This window comes from Rheinheimera sp. KL1 (assembly GCF_001275035.1).
Lineage (GTDB): Bacteria > Pseudomonadota > Gammaproteobacteria > Enterobacterales > Alteromonadaceae > Pararheinheimera > Pararheinheimera tangshanensis.
Window position 1 is genome coordinate 77,703 of the sequence record NZ_LAMX01000009.1, and the last position, 17,200, is coordinate 94,902.

General features: G+C 47.3%; 16 protein-coding genes and 1 pseudogene. 8 read left to right on the forward strand and 9 right to left on the reverse strand.

The features are described from left to right. Positions 1-17: 17 nt before the first annotated feature. On the reverse strand, positions 18-1,562 hold the full coding sequence (gene gppA, locus WH43_RS03955; RefSeq protein ID WP_343898194.1) for a guanosine-5'-triphosphate,3'-diphosphate diphosphatase: 1,545 nt from the start codon (positions 1,560-1,562) through the stop codon (positions 18-20). Continuing rightward, a complete protein-coding gene (rhlB, locus tag WH43_RS03960; RefSeq protein WP_053423354.1) occupies positions 1,528-2,799 on the reverse strand; it encodes an ATP-dependent RNA helicase RhlB in 1,272 nt (423 codons plus the stop codon). The genes gppA and rhlB overlap by 35 nt, the downstream gene beginning before the upstream one ends. Before the next feature lie 104 nt (positions 2,800-2,903). On the opposite strand from rhlB, the gene trxA reads away from it, so the two are divergent. From trxA to WH43_RS03975, 3 genes are all read left to right on the forward strand, one after another. Beyond that, positions 2,904-3,230 carry a thioredoxin TrxA gene (trxA, locus tag WH43_RS03965; RefSeq protein ID WP_046518974.1) on the forward strand — a complete coding sequence of 109 codons (327 nt, stop codon included), beginning with the start codon at positions 2,904-2,906 and terminating at the stop codon, positions 3,228-3,230. A gap of 194 nt (positions 3,231-3,424) precedes the next feature. Further along, the gene (gene rho / locus WH43_RS03970; protein ID WP_053423355.1) at positions 3,425-4,693 is read left to right on the forward strand and encodes a transcription termination factor Rho; all 1,269 of its coding nucleotides are present in this window, start codon (positions 3,425-3,427) and stop codon (positions 4,691-4,693) included. A gap of 49 nt (positions 4,694-4,742) precedes the next feature. Then, the gene (locus tag WH43_RS03975) at positions 4,743-6,038 is read left to right on the forward strand and encodes an NAD(P)/FAD-dependent oxidoreductase (protein WP_053423356.1); all 1,296 of its coding nucleotides are present in this window, start codon (positions 4,743-4,745) and stop codon (positions 6,036-6,038) included. Between the two features lie 7 nt (positions 6,039-6,045). Here WH43_RS03975 and WH43_RS03980 read toward each other — a convergent pair whose 3' ends face one another. The 6 genes from WH43_RS03980 to WH43_RS04005 form a co-directional block, all read right to left on the reverse strand. After that, positions 6,046-6,927 (reverse strand): TIGR02285 family protein, encoded by an 882-nt coding sequence (locus WH43_RS03980; protein WP_053423357.1) that lies wholly within the window; start codon positions 6,925-6,927, stop codon positions 6,046-6,048. 113 nt (positions 6,928-7,040) lie between these two features. Further along, positions 7,041-8,357 (reverse strand): thymidine phosphorylase, encoded by a 1,317-nt coding sequence (gene deoA, locus WH43_RS03985; protein WP_053423358.1) that lies wholly within the window; start codon positions 8,355-8,357, stop codon positions 7,041-7,043. A 14-nt stretch (positions 8,358-8,371) separates the two neighbouring features. Then, positions 8,372-8,794, reverse strand: a complete 423-nt coding sequence (locus WH43_RS03990) for a cytidine deaminase (protein ID WP_053423359.1) — start codon at positions 8,792-8,794, stop codon at positions 8,372-8,374. A gap of 101 nt (positions 8,795-8,895) precedes the next feature. Further along, positions 8,896-10,077, reverse strand: a complete 1,182-nt coding sequence (locus WH43_RS03995; RefSeq protein ID WP_053423360.1) for an MFS transporter — start codon at positions 10,075-10,077, stop codon at positions 8,896-8,898. Positions 10,078-10,086: 9 nt separating this feature from the next. Then, positions 10,087-10,869 (reverse strand): amidohydrolase, encoded by a 783-nt coding sequence (locus WH43_RS04000; RefSeq protein ID WP_053423361.1) that lies wholly within the window; start codon positions 10,867-10,869, stop codon positions 10,087-10,089. Further along, positions 10,845-12,005, reverse strand: a complete 1,161-nt coding sequence (locus WH43_RS04005; RefSeq protein ID WP_053423362.1) for a methionine aminotransferase — start codon at positions 12,003-12,005, stop codon at positions 10,845-10,847. Before WH43_RS04005 ends, WH43_RS04000 begins: the two co-directional genes overlap by 25 nt. Positions 12,006-12,107: 102 nt before the next feature. Between WH43_RS04005 and WH43_RS04010 the strand changes: the two genes are divergently transcribed. The 5 genes from WH43_RS04010 (at position 12,108) to WH43_RS04025 (ending at position 15,570) form a co-directional block, all read left to right on the forward strand. Continuing rightward, positions 12,108-12,734, forward strand: a complete 627-nt coding sequence (locus tag WH43_RS04010) for a class II aldolase/adducin family protein (protein ID WP_053423363.1) — start codon at positions 12,108-12,110, stop codon at positions 12,732-12,734. Positions 12,735-12,919: 185 nt separating this feature from the next. Further along, positions 12,920-13,804: a LysR family transcriptional regulator gene (locus tag WH43_RS04015; RefSeq protein ID WP_053423364.1), complete on the forward strand. Its 885-nt coding sequence runs from the start codon at positions 12,920-12,922 to the stop codon at positions 13,802-13,804. A 253-nt stretch (positions 13,805-14,057) separates the two neighbouring features. After that, on the forward strand, positions 14,058-14,588 hold the full coding sequence (locus tag WH43_RS04020) for a hypothetical protein (RefSeq protein WP_286049450.1): 531 nt from the start codon (positions 14,058-14,060) through the stop codon (positions 14,586-14,588). A 75-nt stretch (positions 14,589-14,663) separates the two neighbouring features. Beyond that, positions 14,664-14,795: a hypothetical protein gene (locus tag WH43_RS20290; RefSeq protein WP_260394386.1), complete on the forward strand. Its 132-nt coding sequence runs from the start codon at positions 14,664-14,666 to the stop codon at positions 14,793-14,795. A 352-nt stretch (positions 14,796-15,147) separates the two neighbouring features. Further along, positions 15,148-15,570 (forward strand): DUF3010 family protein, encoded by a 423-nt coding sequence (locus tag WH43_RS04025; RefSeq protein WP_053423365.1) that lies wholly within the window; start codon positions 15,148-15,150, stop codon positions 15,568-15,570. A 106-nt stretch (positions 15,571-15,676) separates the two neighbouring features. Here WH43_RS04025 and WH43_RS04030 read toward each other — a convergent pair. Continuing rightward, positions 15,677-17,106 (reverse strand): annotated as a pseudogene (locus WH43_RS04030) (alanine/glycine:cation symporter family protein). Between the last annotated feature and the right edge of the window lie 94 nt (positions 17,107-17,200).

Genomic DNA, 17,200 nt, shown 5'->3' on the forward strand with positions numbered 1-17,200 from the left:
GCCAAAGCTCTGACCCTTTATTCAATGCTCAGTTGCCAACCGGCCTGCTGCTGATACTCCACTTCCTGTTCCAGCTCAGCCCGCATCAGCGGATGATGCTCCAACCAGCCTTGCGGCAAAGTTAAAGTCAGAGCTTCAGCTTGCGCTGTGATCTGCACTTCAGGTAGTACTTCGTAGCGACGACGCATTGACAGTATCACCGACAAGCGCAGTAAGCGGGTTAAACGCACAGCAAGTAACACTGAAGTCATGGTTTGTTTCGACAGAATTTCTTTATGAATATCGGCCCTGTGGTTATACACCAAAGCCATCAGCAGCTGTTGCTGCGCCCGGGTAAAACCCGGCAGTTCGGCATGGCTGATAATATAAGCGCCATGGTGGTGATGATTTTTGTATTCAATCAACAAGCCCAGCTCATGCAATAAAGCGCCTGAGCGCAACATGGCCAGACCTTCAAAACTGGATAAATTCCATTGCTGATGCAGCTGGGAGGCCAAAGTAGCGGCCATATCCGCCACCCGCTCTGCATGCTGCTGGTCGATGTAATAACGCACCATCATGCTTTGCATAGTGCGGGCACGAACATCCTGATGCTGCAACTGCGGTAACATGCTGTAAAGCACGCCCTCGCGCAAAGCCCCACCGGATAACGTCATGCCGCTGATATTCAGCACCCGAAACAGGGCGATTAAAATCGCTAAGCCAGAAGGGAATACCTGCTTACGCTCCTGAGCTAAACCAGGCAGATTCAGCTGATCCATATGACCACAGGCCAAAGCCTGCTGCATAATAGCTTCCAGTCGTGGCAAGGTAATGACTTCATCTTTACCCTGACCTACTAAGATTTCCTGCATCGCCTGTACAGTACCGGACGCGCCTACGGCATTTTGCCAGCCCTGAGTCAGATACTGCTCGCTGATAGTGCGGATTTCATGTTCTGCGGCGGCAATAGCGGCATTAAAGTTGGCTTCGCTTAACTCATTATTTTCAAAATAACGCTCAAGAAAAGTCACACAGCCCATATTCAGACTGGACAATAAAATTGGCTGAAAACCTTGTCCTACTATGATTTCGGTGGAAGCGCCGCCTATATCGATCACCAGACGATTCGAATCACAATTAGAGGTATGAGCGACGCCCAGATAAATAATACGAGCTTCTTCTTCGCCAGAAATCACCTGAATGGGCTGACCTAAAATAGCCTCAGCTTCCACCAAAAAAGTTTTGACGTTACGGGCTAATCGAAGTGTGGCAGTACCCACAATACGGATATTTGCAGAAGGAATATCTTGCAGACGTTCAGCAAACAAGGCCAGGCATTCCCAACCCCGGGTCATGGCTTGTTTACTGAGCACTAAACTGTCGTTTAAACCTGCGGCCAAACGCACTTTACGTTTGACCCGGCCTATCACCTGAACGCTGCCACCAACCACTTTCACCATCAACATATGAAAGCTATTGGAGCCGAGATCGATCACAGCATAAATATCATTATGCTGTGTCGGTTTTCCTGCGCCGTCCATCGACTTAGCGCGGGCGGCTACGTGGGTTTCTTGGCCCATTAGGGTTAGGTCGTCCACCACTGCGCGCTTGTCCAGGACGACGTCTGACCCGTGGTTTTGGCACGGTCAAATCTTCCAGTAACGCTGTAGTGTCGTATTGAGTGACAGGAATAGCATGACGGATATAGTCTTCAATAGCCGTCAGGTTCAGTGCATAACGCTCGCAGGCAAAACTGATAGCTTTACCACTTTCACCGGCACGGCCAGTACGGCCAATGCGGTGCACATAGTCTTCACAATCGTCTGGTAAGTCGTAGTTAAAGACGTGACTAACCATAGGAATATGTAAACCACGGGCGGCAACGTCAGTCGCGACCAGAATGTCCAGTTTACCGCTGGTGAAATCCTCCAGAATACGTAAACGTTTTTTCTGGATCACATCCCCTGTCAGCAAACCAACACGGTGACCATCGGCTTCCAGCCAGGCGTGAATATCTTCACAGCAATGTTTGGTATTAGCAAAAACTATGGCTTTATCCGGCCATTCCTCTTCCATCAGCGTCAGCAACAATTTCATTTTGTGTTCGTCTGACGGATAAAATAATTCTTCAGAAATACGTGAGCCGGTCATTTGTTCAGGCGCCACGTGAATATGCACGGGCTGGTTCATCTGCTCAAATGCCAGTTCCTGCACCTTGTAAGACAAAGTGGCAGAGAACAATAAACTCAAACGTTCAGTCACTGGAGGCATACGACGGAACATAAAACGGATGTCTTTGATAAAACCTAAATCGAACATACGATCGGCTTCATCCAGCACCACCACCTGGATTTGTGACAGGTCATACAGGCCTTGTTTCAGGTAATCAATTAAGCGGCCTGTAGTGCCAATTAAAATATCTGCGCCCTGCTCCAACAATTGGCGTTGAGAATCGTAACCCTCGCCCCCATAAATCAAAGCAAGCTTTAAGCCCGATGTTTTGGCCAATGCCAGAGCATCATGATGGATCTGAACGGCCAGTTCGCGCGTAGGAGCCATAATGATGGCACGAGGTTGCCCTTTAGCCTTTGGCTCATGGGTTAACAAATGATGGAAAGTTGCCGTCAGAAAGGCGAGAGTTTTACCAGTACCTGTTTGTGCCTGGCCCGCAATATCTTTGCCAGCTAACGCAAGAGGCAAACATTGAGCCTGGATTGGGGTACAATGGTCATAACCTTGCGCGGCCAAAGCGGCAAGAACCTGTGGAGCCAATGCGAAATCGGCAAATTTATGCTGAGTTAAGTGTGTTTTATTCATACACGCTAAGCATAACCGTTACGCTTGCAATAAGAAACAGTCCGGATAAAATTGACAATACTTTTTTGCAGTTACACTACTGCCCAGCAATAACGGAGAATACAATGAGTGAACATATTCTGCAGGTGTCAGACGACAGCTTCGAAGCCGACGTGTTAAAAGCTGCTGCCCCTGTCCTGGTCGATTTTTGGGCTGAGTGGTGTGGTCCGTGCAAAATGATTGCACCTATCCTCAACGAAGTGGCGCAAGAATACGCAGGTAAAGTCACAGTGGCTAAGGTCAATATTGACCATAACCCTGGCACCCCACCAAAATTTGGTATTCGTGGTATCCCAACCTTACTGTTATTCAAAAACGGCCAGGTTGCAGCGACTAAAGTTGGCGCTTTATCTAAAACTCAATTAAAAGAGTTTTTAGACAGCAATATCTAAGTCCCCGATAAAAAGGCGTATTTTTTATACGCCTTTTTGTTTTTTACGGCTGGACGACTGAAAATTATCCTGCTAATGTGTAACACAGCAACAAATCCCTGTAACCACGCTTTTCCGTTGACTAAACCTAAGCCTACTTCCTTTTAATCAGCGGCAAGCAATTTAATTCTGTTTGACCAACAAGAACCCATCATATGCATTTAACCGAACTAAAACTGAAGCCGATTAACGAGCTGGTTGATTTAGCCGAGTCTATGGGCCTAGAAAACATGGCCCGCTTACGTAAGCAAGACATTATTTTCGCTATCTTAAAATCCCACGCCAAAAATGGCGAAGAGATTTTTGGTGACGGCGTTGTTGAAATCCTGACCGATGGCTTCGGTTTCCTACGTTCTTCTGACAGCTCCTATTTGGCTGGCCCGGACGACATTTACGTCTCACCAAGCCAAATCAGACGCTTTAACCTGCGTACTGGTGACACCATTTCTGGCTTAATTCGCCCGCCAAAAGAAGGCGAACGTTATTTTGCCTTGCTAAAAGTGAACGAAGTCAACTTCGGTCGTCCTGAGCAAGCCCGTAACAAAATTCTGTTTGAAAACTTAACACCGCTGCACGCTAACTCCCGCTTACGGATGGAACGTGGTAACGGCAGTAAAGAAGACATCACAGCCCGCGTGTTGGATCTGGCCTCTCCTATAGGTCGTGGTCAACGTGGTTTGATTGTGGCACCACCAAAAGCCGGTAAAACTATACTGCTGCAAAACATTGCTCAGTCTATTGCGGCCAACCACCCTGAATGTGTGTTGATGGTGTTGCTGATTGACGAACGTCCGGAAGAAGTGACCGAGATGCAACGTCTGGTAAAAGGCGAAGTCGTCGCTTCTACCTTCGACGAACCAGCCAGCCGTCACGTTCAGGTGGCTGAAATGGTGATCGAAAAAGCCAAGCGTTTAGTTGAACACAAAAAAGACGTTATTATTTTACTCGACTCTATTACTCGCTTGGCCCGGGCTTACAACACTGTAATTCCAAGCTCAGGTAAGGTATTAACAGGTGGTGTGGACGCCAACGCTTTACACAAACCAAAACGCTTTTTTGGTGCAGCTCGTAATGTTGAAGAAGGCGGTAGCTTAACTATTATCGCTACAGCATTGGTAGACACAGGCTCGAAGATGGACGAAGTGATTTACGAAGAGTTTAAAGGTACAGGTAATATGGAATTACACCTGTCGCGTAAAATTGCTGAGCGCCGTGTATTCCCTGCTATTGATTTCAACCGCTCAGGCACCCGTCGTGAAGAGCTGTTGGCCTCTCCGGAAGAACTGCAAAAAATGTGGATCCTGCGTAAAATTCTGCATCCAATGGATGAAACAGATTGCATGGAATTCCTGATCGATAAACTGTCGATGACCAAAACCAACGACGAGTTTTTCGAAGCCATGAAACGGCAAAAAAATAGTTAACCCCCCAAAACCGGCCTTGTTGCCGGTTTTTTTATGTGAGAAAAAGCAGATGACAACCCCGCAGATCGTAGTCATTGGTGGTGGCGCTGGTGGACTGGAACTGGCAACCCGCCTTGGTAATAAATTTGGCCGTAAAGGCAAAGCGGCTATTACCCTGATTGACAGAAACCCGACTCATATCTGGAAACCATTGTTGCATGAAGTCGCTACCGGCACTCTGGATGTGGATATTGACCAGGTGACCTATCGCGCTCACGCCAGAGCTCATGGTTTTGATTTTCAACTTGGCACTTTTACCGGTCTGAACCGGGCACAACGTCAGGTGACTTTAGCACCAGTACTGGACGAAACAGGTGAAGTGGTACTGGAAGAACGCCGTATTCCTTATGATTATCTGGTACTGGCTATTGGTAGCGTGTCGAATCACTTTAATACACCAGGCGTGCAGGAACATTGTATTTTCCTCGATAGTCCAGCTCAGGCAAATCGCTTCCATCGTCGCTTGCTGGAAGCCTATTTAAAGTTGAATTCGCCTTTACACCCAAAAGAGAACCTGAATATCGCCATAGTAGGCGCAGGTGCGACTGGTGTTGAACTGGCAGCTGAGCTGCATCATGCCGCAGCAGAACTGAATTTGTACGGCTTTAACGACATGAAACGTGATCGCTTAAAAATCTCTGTGATTGAGGCCGGTCCACGTATTTTGCCTGCCTTACCAGAGCGCATAGCCGCTGCAGCCCACAAAGAGCTGTTAAATTTAGGCGTAGATGTGCGGGTGAACACCAAAGTCACAGCGGCCGATGAACATGGTTTGCAGTTAGGTGACGAACATTTACAGGCAGAACTGATGGTCTGGGCTGCAGGTATTAAAGCACCGGATTTCTTAAAAGACTTAGATGGTTTAGAAACGAATCGCATTAATCAACTGATGGTGTTACCTACGCTGCAAAGCAGTATCGACAGTCAGATTTATGTGATTGGTGACTGTGCCGGCTGCCCGCTACCTGATAATAAGTGGGTGCCACCCCGAGCTCAGTCAGCACATCAGATGGCCAGTCATGTGGCAAAAAATCTGACCGCGGCTTTGGCCGGTAAACCACAATCAGCTTATCAGTATAAAGATCATGGTTCGCTGATTTCGTTGAGCCGCTTTGGTACTGTCGGCAGTCTGATGGGCAATCTGGTCGGCGGCGCTATGATGATTGAGGGGCGTATTGCTCGTCTTGCTTATATATCACTCTATCGTATGCATCAGGTGGCGTTACACGGCTGGTTCCGTACCGTGGTGATTTCAGTGATAGGTAAAATCAATAAAATCATCAGACCACGCTTAAAACTGCATTAACAGCCCGCTACAAATCACTAAAACGGGTTTCAGCCTGCTCTGGTACAAAAAGCCGGGTCTGCTGAAATCCGTTGTAATGAGGTTCCAGTTGTTGTTGCTCCTGCTCTGAAAACCAGCGATACATAGCGTTTTTGTAGTCTGAATTTTGCTTGAGTTGACTCAGAGCAGCATCAATATCTTTTATCCAGTTCTTTCCCGTCTCTGTTTTTGAACAACTGACATAGGTATAAGAGAAGTGCGGAATTTCAGCTATAGGCTTGAACACCAGTTGCACCTCTTGCCGTGCTTCCAGACCGAAATAACGTAAACGATTCGGATAATCCACCACATAATCGACCCGTTTTGCTGCCAGTAGTTGCACCGGATTCATAGTCGTCATAGAGCTACTACCCAAATTACTACCTGCTTTGTTAATCTGAGCAGCAATCACTGCAGGATAAGCTCTGTCATTCTCAATCAAGCCAAGTAAATCCGGATCCTTGACCAGCTCTTTCATCTGTACAGCCTCAACTGAGTTCAGCGCATTAAGTTTGTTATGATTGGGTAGAATATTGATCGCCAGATTAGGCAACATGCCTGCAGGTTGAGAGAAATAGGTGCGCTTATCGCGCTCTGGTGTATAACGTAAACCAAAAGTGCAGTGGTTCTCACTGGTTGTTGCAGACACTTTGACAATACGTGCCAGATGAATTTGATTGATCTGATGTTTATACTGAGGTAAAGCTTTGATCAACTGCTCCAGCATCAAGTCAAAGGAACCTTGCCCAGCATAAGGTCCTTCACTGATCCGATAAGGCGGCCAATGGCTGGTATACCATTGCATCACAGGTTGAGCTGACGCACTAAAGGCCCATAACATCAATGGGATACAACAACTTAACCTTTTCATCCCGCCTCCATCCATAGAAGCCAGTACAGTAACAAATACCTTTCACAGCAACAAGGTCGTTCGTCGCAAGCAAAAGCCAGACTCAGTAGCTTTTACTTGCGCGTTTTTCAATGTTAATCAATGACTAAATGAATAATAGGATCGATGGTTACAGCTGTAGCTTCTATGCTCAAAGCGGCCAGGTACTCTGCTTTCGCATGTTCTGCCGCTTCTACGGTATCAGCGTGAACCCGTGCCAGCAGATCACCTGCAGCCACTTTGGCACCCAAAGCTTTCACATCGCTGAAACCCACCGCCATATTGATCACCTGATCCGGGTGCGCACGACCACCACCTAAACGCACCACAGCCATACCAATAGCAGTGGTATCGGCTTTATTCAGATAACCAGCGACCGGAGCTTTGATATCCAACACCACTTTGGCTTTGGCCAGATAGAGTTCAGGTTTTTCCAGCAAGTCCGCAGGTCCACCTTGAGCGGCCACCATTTTACTGAAAATTTCCGCCGCTTTACCTGATGTTAAGCTCTGCTCTAAAGCCGCAATAGCGCTGGCTTTGTCGTTAAATAAGCCACCTAACTGTAACATGCTGGCGCCTAGCTCCAGGGTCACCTGATGCAAACGGGATTCACGGTATTTACCCGTTAAATAATCCAGAGTCTCCAGTATTTCCAGTGCATTCCCCGCTGTGGCACCCAAGGTCTGGTTCATATCTGTTAACAAGGCCTGAGTAGGCACGCCTGCACCTTTGGCCGTGTTCACGATACTTTTAGCCAAAGCTGAAGCGTCTGCGACATTTTTCATAATGGCGCCTGAGCCAATCTTTACATCCATAGTCAGAGCCTGCAGGCCAGCCGCCAGCTTTTTCGACAAAATAGAAGCCGTAATAAGCGGGATAGATTCAACTGTGGCAGTGACATCACGGATTAAATACAAACGTCGGTCAGCCGGCGCCAGCTCACCACTTTGCGAGACTATGACACAACCTTGTTGTTTGACTAACTGCTGGATTTTATCCAAAGGCTGCTGACACTGATAACCCGGAATAGCTTCCAGCTTGTCAATGGTGCCACCGGTATGACCTAAACCACGGCCTGCAATCATCGGCACATAAGCACCACAGGCCGCTATCATAGGGGCCAGCATTAAACTGACTTTATCCCCGACTCCGCCTGTACTGTGTTTATCCACCACTGGACCATCGAGCATATCAGTCCAATTCATCACAGCACCTGAATGCTGCATAGCGCGGGTCAAAGCCACAGTTTCTGCTGTGCTCATACCATTTAAGTAAATAGCCATCGCCAGAGCCGCTGTCTGGCCTTCGCTGAAACTTTGGTCCGTTAAACCACGGACAAACTGCTGGATAGCGGCTTCGGTTAATGATCCGCCATTACGTTTTTGTTTAATGATTTCCTGAGGTAATAACACTGTGAACTCCAGATTCAGAATTTTTTGCTGTTAGCCAGAAACAACGGCGTGAAGGCGCTGGGTAATAACTGCTCCAGTGTCCATTCCTGTTGCTGTTCTAAATGATTGCAGCTACGCACCGGGCTGTCTGGTGTAAAAAACTCGGCAATCACCTGACGGCAGATACCGCAAGGTGGAGTCAGCTGATCTTGAGGGGTGTATACCATCAAGCCAACAAACTCGCGCTCACCAGCGACAACAGCAGCAGCTATTGCGTTACGCTCGGCACAAATGGTGCCGCCATAAGAGGCGTTTTCGACATTGCAGCCAGTATAAATTTTGCCACTTTGGGCCTGAACAGCGACACCTACCGGGAATTTACTGTAAGGGGCATAGGCCTGTTCGGATGCTGCCTTTGCAGCTCGGGCTAATTCTGCCCATTGGATACTTGTTGTCATACTCTGATTTCTTGCAGGTCATACGGCCTTAGGTTATGCGCCTAAAGCCGTTCAGAATCAAGAGCAAGCTGGCGATAAAACCAACAAATGCAGCAAAAAAGTTAAATCCCTACTGGTTTTGAGTGTTTTTTATGCAACAAATAACTGAAATAACTCACGGTACCGAATAGCCAGACCGCCAGTATCGGGATCAGCCAATAGGCCGTGGCAATACCTACTTGTTGCGCCGCTAAACCAGTGCCTAAAGCTGCCGCCTGATAGCCTATAGAGCCACCGATATTGGCAAGGCCGGACAACACAGGGCCATTCGCACTATCCAGATCCATAGCCGCCGTTAACATCAGCGGGAATATGGCGCCTAAGCCTAAACCCAAAGCAAAATTACCCAGTTGCAATAACGCTGGCACAGCAGTGATTTTTACCAACACTGCACCAAAAAAAGCACAGGTGACCAGGATCATCAGTAGCTGCGCGCTGGTAAACCAGCGTAAAAACAATGAAAAACTTAACCGGCTTAACACCATACCACCAGTGAAAAAAGCGAAAATAAGCCGCGACTGTTCAGTGCTTAAGGCTAAACCCTGACTGGCATAAGTCACAAACCAGTTACCATGGCCCCACTCTACAGCACCATAACCAAACATCATCAACGCCAGCGCAAAAAACACCGGCTTTTTCATGACCTGCCGGTAGGACAAGCTGCCTTTAGCATGCACCATATGAGCAGGGCTTTGATGAGTGCGGCCCAGATACCAGGCAAAAGCTGCGGTTCCTGCCAAAAATATCGCCAGAATACGTAGCGGCCAGCGCCAATCTTCAACACCCCAATACAACACAACCACATACAAAGGTGCTGCTAAGGTGCCTAAGCTGAACATAAAGTCCATAAATCCCATCATGCGGGCGCGTTTTTCGACATAAAGTCGGGCGATCAGCGTGTGGCCTATGGTGAATAAACCTGAACAGGTTAAACCCAAAGCAAACACAAAAAACAATAACAAAGGCCAAAACTGTACAAAAGACGCACCAATAATCAGTACGACCAAGGTCAGCAGTAACACTGCAAACAAGGGCACAAATTCAAATTTCTGCACATATTTTCCACCTAAAAAAGCGCCGGTAATAGATCCCAGCGATAAACAGGCAAAAAACAGACCGCTGGCAGCAGGTGACATCTGTAGTTGCGCCATAATATCCGGCAGCAAAATACCCCATAAAATACTGAGTAAACCCAATAACATAAAACTTAAATATACCAGTATCGTCACTTGCCGCTGATACATGGATTCTCCTTAAAATGAAGGCGTTAACACAAAAGTATCGGCATCCAGATAAGCCGGAAACTTTTGTTTAAATTGTTGTAAAGCGTCCAGATCCAGCTCAGCCACTAACACCCCGGCCTGCCCAACAGGCAGTTCGGAGCATATTTGTCCCAGATAATCTACCACCAGACTGTCTCCACTATAGTTCAGGCTATTCGCATCAGAGCCAATTCTATTACAGCCCAACACATAAGCCTGATTCTCAATAGCACGGGCCTGTAATAAAGTGCGCCATACCAAACGCCGGGGCTGTGGCCAGTTGGCAACATAAATCAGTGCGTCATAATCCTGCTGGTTGCGGGCAAACACCGGGAAGCGTAAGTCGTAACACACCTGCAGACAAAATCGGAAACCAAGATAAGTCACTATGACCCGCTCAGACCCTGCCTGATAATGCTGCTGTTCGCCGCCCATTCGAAACAAATGACGTTTATCGTAAAACTGCACCACTCCATCCGGAGTTACAAAGAGTAACCTGTTAAAAATTTGCCCTTGATCCGCAATGGCGACAGAACCACAAAGCGCAGCACCTGTAAGCTTAGCTTGCTGTTGCATCCATTGTACTGTAAGCCCTTCCATAGTTTCAGCAATACGCGTCGAATCCATGCTAAAACCCGAGTTAAACATCTCTGGCAAGACAAAAAGCTGCACTCCCGGATGCTGGCGGAACTGCTGTTCGAAATAACGCTGATTAGCCAGGCTATCCTGCCAGACCAATTCGGACTGAATTAACGCAACACGGATAACTGACATAAAATCTCCGTCGCTCTGGCCAGAGTCTCTGGCTCTTTGGCAAAACAAAAACGAATGATACGTTGGCTGGGTGCCTGACGGTAAAACACCGACAGCGGGATAGCCGCCACTTTGTGTTCACGGGTTAACCACTGACAAAAGGCCACATCATCCAAATCACTGAATGCACTATAGTCAGCCAGCTGGAAATAACTGCCCCGACAAGGTAATAAAGACCAGGCCGACCCGGCTAAACCCAAACGAAATTGATCACGTTTTAGCTGATAAAAAGCGGCCAGACGTTTCACTTCCTCCGGCTGCTCAGCCAACAACTGAGTAATAGCATGCTGAGCCGGAGTAAAGCTGGAGAAAGTGACATACTGATGTATTTTTCGAAATTCCGCAGTCAGCTCAGCACTGGCTACGGCATAACCCAACTTCCAGCCCGTGACATGAAAGGTCTTGCCAAACGAGGAGACAATATAGCTGCGCTCGGCCAGCTCAGGGTATTGGTTCGCACTTAACTGCGGTTGTCCATCAAACACCAGGTGCTCGTAGACCTCGTCGCTGATGCAATACAAACGATGTTTTAATACCAACGCCTGCAACGACAACCAGTCCTGATGACTAAATACAGCTCCTGTTGGATTATGTGGGCTGTTGACAATAATCAGCCGTGTTTTTTTACTGATTTGTTTTTCAAGCTGAGCCCAGTCCACTTGATACAAAGGGGGTAACAAAGGCACATGCACAGTAAAACCGCCAGCCAGCTCCACAGCGGGCTGATAGCTGTCATAAGCCGGATCAAAGACTATCACTTCATCACCTGGCCGAACCAGAGCCTGTATCGCTACAAAAAGCGCTTCGGTTGCACCACTGCTGACTGTGATCTGTTGTTCAGCGCACAACTGCCGCTGGTAACAACTCTGCACTAAAGCTGCAATCTGTTGACGTAGCGCCAGTACACCGGGCATAGGCGCATACTGATTCAAGCCACTGCGAGCTGCTTCGCTTAATAATTCAACCAATCTTGGATTGGATGGAAAGTCAGGAAACCCCTGAGAGAGGTTAATGGCCTGGTGTTCTGCTGCCAATTGTGACATCTGACTAAAAATAGTGGTGCCTAAGGCAGGCAATTTGCTTTGTAACTTCATCATGGGATCTCACAGCAGTACAAAAACAGTAGAAACGGACTGGCTTGGCAAAACAACGAATGCTATCATCCAGACAGTTTTATGTGTAGACGTCTAAACATCAAGATGAATCAAGCTATCCAAACGAATCAATTAAATCCTTATGCTATCCAGCTTTGCGCTTTAGGTCGCTGGATAGTACAGCGCCAATGGCTACCCTTTGGCAGTGGCCTTTTTTCTGTCCGCACCGCTGAGCATAGCGCGCTTTTTACCAGCACAGACAAAGATAAGGGCGAATTAAGTCCTGCCGATCTGGTGCCATACCACTGGACAAGCCACGATCAGACTGACACAGCTACGGCTGTTCATCAGTTTTTATATCAAATCAACCCGCACCATAAAGTAGTGCTGCAAACTCACAGTATGCAAGCTACTGTATTTTCATGTTTAATCAAAGCCGACCAACATTTATTTGTCGGTTATCAGTTACAAAATCTGGTAGCTATTTCTGAGTCACAACGTAATTGTTGCCCTCTGGCAATTTTAGATCCGCAAAATGCTGAACTGACATTGCAGGAATTACACCAACGCTTTGAGCGGGAAACTTTACCCCATGCATTTTTAATTCGCGGCCATGGCCTTTACGTCTGGGGCGACAGTATCGACAGCGCCAAACGACATCTGGAGACCTGGCAATTTTTGATTGGCTGTGAGCTGGAGCGGATCAAAGCAAGTTGTCATTTTAATTCATAATTCAGGGGTTATACTCAGGCTGCTTGCTTTCATTTGGCACCATTGCCCTATAATGGGGCAACACTGACCGGACTCGGTTCAACGCCGCTATCGAACAATAATAAATTTCTTTATATTCAATAGCATGAACATGTGGTTCTATTTTTGCTTAAGTGATATGTCTTTGGTAACTACTGTGAATTCATATGGCCATACATAGTTCGATGCGCGGCCTACGCTGTTTTTGTGTCGCCGCCGACTGTTTAAGTTTTAAAGAAACCGCGCGTCAGTTGTATCTGACTCCTTCGGCTGTCAGTCACCAAATTAAACAATTGGAATCTGAGCTCGGGCTGGACTTATTTCTGCGTCAAACCCGCTCTGTTGAACTGACAGCACAAGGCAAAGCCTTTTATCAGGCGTTGTTGCCGCTAATGCGTGAGCTGGAGCAAACCTTACGGACCTTCAGCCAGCAAAAAAATCCAACTGAAATCAGTATTTCAATGCCAGAGTTTTTTGCCAGTGAACTATTTGTGCCTAAACTGGTCGGTTGGTCGGAACAACATCCGGATATCAACTTAAAAGTTGAAACTATTAAGTCCCGTCAGGACCCAGCCAAACACACCGATCTGCAAATATTATTGGCCAGCAGTAAACCTACGGACAGAGTGGCTTATGAGCTTTTTCCGATCAGCTATGTACCAGCCTGCAATCCAGCCTTGTACCAGCAACTGGATGGCTTAGGCTTTGACGCTTTAACCAAAGTCCCTTGCCTGGTGCATCAAGCCAGACCCTGGTCCTGGCATCAGTGGGCAGAACAACTGGAACTGGAAGTATTCACCCCCAAACAAGTGATCCAGCTCGACAGCATGTTTAGCGTCGCCCGGGCTGCTCAGCAAGGTTTAGGTATAGCCTTGGTGCCATGGCCTATCAGTCATTCCTGGTTTGCCAGCGGCAGCTTAAAACGTCTGTTCAGTGAAGAACTGGAAAGCCGTGATAAATATTATCTGGTACAACACGAAACGGACCCGAATAAACCACAAATTCAGTTGCTGGTAAATTGGATCTTACAAAGCTTTCAACGCGCATTTTAACCACTCTCTTTACCTACAAGGACGTAGGTGAACTCTCTTCTCTGCAGCCAGACTTTTAGTTCCACCTCCACAGCTCAAACCTCAGCTATCAATTGAATATGACATTTTTACCGCGCCATAGATGAATTTCCTTCATCTATCAGTTGGATTTATATCCTTTGTCAGTTCTTCAGGAACTTCCTAAAGTAAGCACAGTGCAGTAACGAAGCTGCACTTTGAAATGAAATGACTGAAGAGTACTGGAGAGTAAATTATGAAAGCGACATCCCTTAGCTTTGGCAAAAAAGTAGCAGTGATGCTGTTGGCCTCAAGTTCTTTTGTCGCCAGCGCAGCCACCAGCGGATTTAAAATGGTGTTGATTGAAGACACCCCAGGTGTGAGCAAAATTAAAGCCGGTCTGTATCAGGATGGTGTTGCTGAAGCAACAGCAGCGACAGACAAACAAGCAGACTCATTCAGCAAACATATGAGCTTATGTGTGGCATACACCCATATGGCAGAGTTTAAACAGGCAGAGCAAGCATGCAGTGCAGCCATTTATGCCGCCCGTCGCGCCGAAAGCAGCGACAGCAGCTATAAACGTGAAATGCGCTCTTTTGCTCATACCAACCGCGGTGTAGCTCGTTTGCTGGGGCAAGATCCTGTTGCAGCTTTAGCTGATTTTCAACAGGCCACCACGCTGGAGCAAAGCGAGATCAACCAGCACAACCTGGCGCTTTTAAATGAAAAGATGAAAGCACTCAGCCCTGTGTACACAGCTTCAACCTTAAATGTGACGAACTGAAAAGGTATTGTCATCTAAGCAGACTAGACTGAGCGCCGCGTTAGTCGAAGCGCTCAGGTTTAGCAGGAGATTGATATGTCATTCCATATTCCGCAGGATCACGACGTACACCACCATTGGTTAAATTGGTTGTTACAGCACTGGTCTTTTTACCGACAGATTTCGGTCAGCCAGTGGGATATCGAAAACGAAGATTTTCAGCAGTAATAAGATCTTGTTGTAGTGATGCCTGGCTTCCCCGGCCACAGCATGCAATTAAGATCTGACCTCACTGTGAGCAGACAAGCTACCTCCCCCCCTGTCAGGTTTGTCTGCTTTTTTCTTTTTCCCCTTTACCCCCGTCGTACTTGCCGCCATAGCTTTGTTGACTGCGCGCTTTCGGCCAGGTCGCATAGTGGACTATGCTCCCAGGCTCTCAACCCCTTGTCGCCTCGCTCTGACCGCAATTACTTAGGGGCTTTCCCCGCCGGGCATAGGATGGGGCTGCGGCATATTTGGCTATCGTTTTTCCCTGCTAAGCTGTCATAATATGCCCAACTTGAGTTAGCGAGAGAATCCTATGCGCGTTTGTGGTGTTGAAATGAAAGGCAGTGAAGCCATTTTGTGTTTATTGGCAATTGATAGCGGCCTGTTTGATATTCCGGATTGCCGTACTGTGCGTTTGCCGCTGCTCAAAGATCAGGACAGCGAGCAGATGAAGAAATTTCAGTTTGTATTTGCCAAGCTGGCAGAAGATTACAAAATTGATGCTTTTGTCATTCGTGAACGGCCACAAAAAGGCAAGTTTGCCGGAGGTGCTGTTGGTTTTAAGATGGAGGCTGCACTGCAATTGTTGCCTAATGTCAAAACCGAAATTCTGACCAGCGCTTTTATTAAAGAGCAGCTGTCACGTCATCCTGTGCCAATCGTGTTTAAAGAAACAGGCCTAAAAGGTTTTCAGGAAACAGCCTTTATTACTGCCTACGCTTACCTGGCTAAATAACACCCGTCATCCTTGACGCTGCAGCTTGATTGACTGCAACTCCACAGGTTTAGGCTATGGCATGGTCAACGCTAAGGCAGCAATTTCTTGCTGCCTTTTTTATTGCTTACCCCTTATGCTTCAATAAATAGGCTTTTAAATCCTGCTTTACTTCCGGCAATAACAAATACAAGGCAAGAATATTCGGCACTGCCATTAAGAAAATCATCGAGTCGATAAAATCAAATACTGCCAGCATATTGGGCACAGCCCCTATCGCCACTACGGTACAAAACAGCACTTTGAAACTACGCTGAGTAAAATCGCTGTGACCAAATAGATAAGTCCAGGACTTTAAGCCATAAAAAGACCAGCTCACCACTGTGGAATAACCAAAGAGTAACAATGCCACCATCAGCACCAGCGGGAACCAGTCAAACACTGAGCCAAAAGCGGCTGAGGTCATTTGCACACCATCTAAACCCGGCTGCAGGTAAACGCCACTGACCACGATCACTAAGGCAGAGATAGTACAAATGACGACAGTGTCGATAAAAGGCTCCAGCAAACCAACAAAACCTTCAGACACAGGATCTTTAGTCCGGGCCGCCGAATGGGCTATAGGCGATGACCCAATACCAGCCTCGTTAGAATAAGCAGCGCGGCGAAAGCCTGAATAATCACACCTATCACACCACCATAAGCGGCTTCCGGCGCAAAAGCGCTGTGCAAAATGGTCCAGATGGCTGCAGGAATAGCGTCGAAGTGCATCGCCAGAAATACAAAAGCGGCCGACAAATAAATGGCACACATCAAAGGCACTAATTTGCTGGTGACACGGGCAATACTTTGAATACCACCGACGATCACCAGGCCGACTAAAAACGAATAGACCAGGCCAAAGACCCAGGCATTATCAAAACCTGTCACCAGTTTGACTTGCGAAAAGCCCTGATTTACATGCACAAAACCCGCAGAACCAAACACGCAGGCAATAGCAAAAAAGGCGGCTAAAAAGCTACCTAACCGTGGCAAACCATATTTATCTAAAGCGGCTTTGATGTAATACATAGGGCCACCCGAAGTACTGCCATCGGCGTTGTACACCCGGTATTTCACCGCCAGCGTACATTCAACAAACTTAGTGGTCATGCCTAAAAAGCCAGCCACTATCATCCAGAAGGTTGCACCTGGCCCACCCAAAGCAATAGCGACAGCCACACCAGCAATATTGCCTGTGCCCACAGTGCCGGATAAAGCTGCCGACAAGGCCTGAAACTGCGTGATATCGCCTTTGTCGGTTTTATCGGCGTAATCGCCACGCACCACCCGTATCGCATGGCGAAAACCGCGAATATTGATAAAACCTAAATAACAGGTAAACACAATAGCGCCCAGCACCAGCCAAAGCACTGTCACAGGCAAAGCAGCGCCATCAATAGGAATGGCATAAAACACTAGTGAGGCAATGGCGGAACTTAACCACTCAAAAGCCTGCTGAAAACTAAAATCGGACATACACGCACCTTGGGATCTGGATTTATTACCGCCTGACATACTTCCAGACGGCTATTTTTATAGAAGGCTATCTTCGACTCTGGGCTTCGGCAACGCAAGCTTTTTTAGCCTGAATACTATTGATGTCACCGAA

Coding starts and splice junctions, on each gene's coding strand:
- gppA (WP_343898194.1), bottom strand. CDS start 1,562: ATGGGCCAAGAAACCCACGTAGCCGCCCGCGCTAAGTCGATGGACGGC.
- rhlB (WP_053423354.1), bottom strand. CDS start 2,799: ATGAATAAAACACACTTAACTCAGCATAAATTTGCCGATTTCGCATTG.
- trxA (WP_046518974.1), top strand. CDS start 2,904: ATGAGTGAACATATTCTGCAGGTGTCAGACGACAGCTTCGAAGCCGAC.
- rho (WP_053423355.1), top strand. CDS start 3,425: ATGCATTTAACCGAACTAAAACTGAAGCCGATTAACGAGCTGGTTGAT.
- WH43_RS03975 (WP_053423356.1), top strand. CDS start 4,743: ATGACAACCCCGCAGATCGTAGTCATTGGTGGTGGCGCTGGTGGACTG.
- WH43_RS03980 (WP_053423357.1), bottom strand. CDS start 6,927: ATGAAAAGGTTAAGTTGTTGTATCCCATTGATGTTATGGGCCTTTAGT.
- WH43_RS03990 (WP_053423359.1), bottom strand. CDS start 8,794: ATGACAACAAGTATCCAATGGGCAGAATTAGCCCGAGCTGCAAAGGCA.
- WH43_RS03995 (WP_053423360.1), bottom strand. CDS start 10,077: ATGTATCAGCGGCAAGTGACGATACTGGTATATTTAAGTTTTATGTTA.
- WH43_RS04000 (WP_053423361.1), bottom strand. CDS start 10,869: ATGTCAGTTATCCGTGTTGCGTTAATTCAGTCCGAATTGGTCTGGCAG.
- WH43_RS04005 (WP_053423362.1), bottom strand. CDS start 12,005: ATGATGAAGTTACAAAGCAAATTGCCTGCCTTAGGCACCACTATTTTT.
- WH43_RS04010 (WP_053423363.1), top strand. CDS start 12,108: ATGAATCAAGCTATCCAAACGAATCAATTAAATCCTTATGCTATCCAG.
- WH43_RS04015 (WP_053423364.1), top strand. CDS start 12,920: ATGGCCATACATAGTTCGATGCGCGGCCTACGCTGTTTTTGTGTCGCC.
- WH43_RS04020 (WP_286049450.1), top strand. CDS start 14,058: ATGAAAGCGACATCCCTTAGCTTTGGCAAAAAAGTAGCAGTGATGCTG.
- WH43_RS20290 (WP_260394386.1), top strand. CDS start 14,664: ATGTCATTCCATATTCCGCAGGATCACGACGTACACCACCATTGGTTA.
- WH43_RS04025 (WP_053423365.1), top strand. CDS start 15,148: ATGCGCGTTTGTGGTGTTGAAATGAAAGGCAGTGAAGCCATTTTGTGT.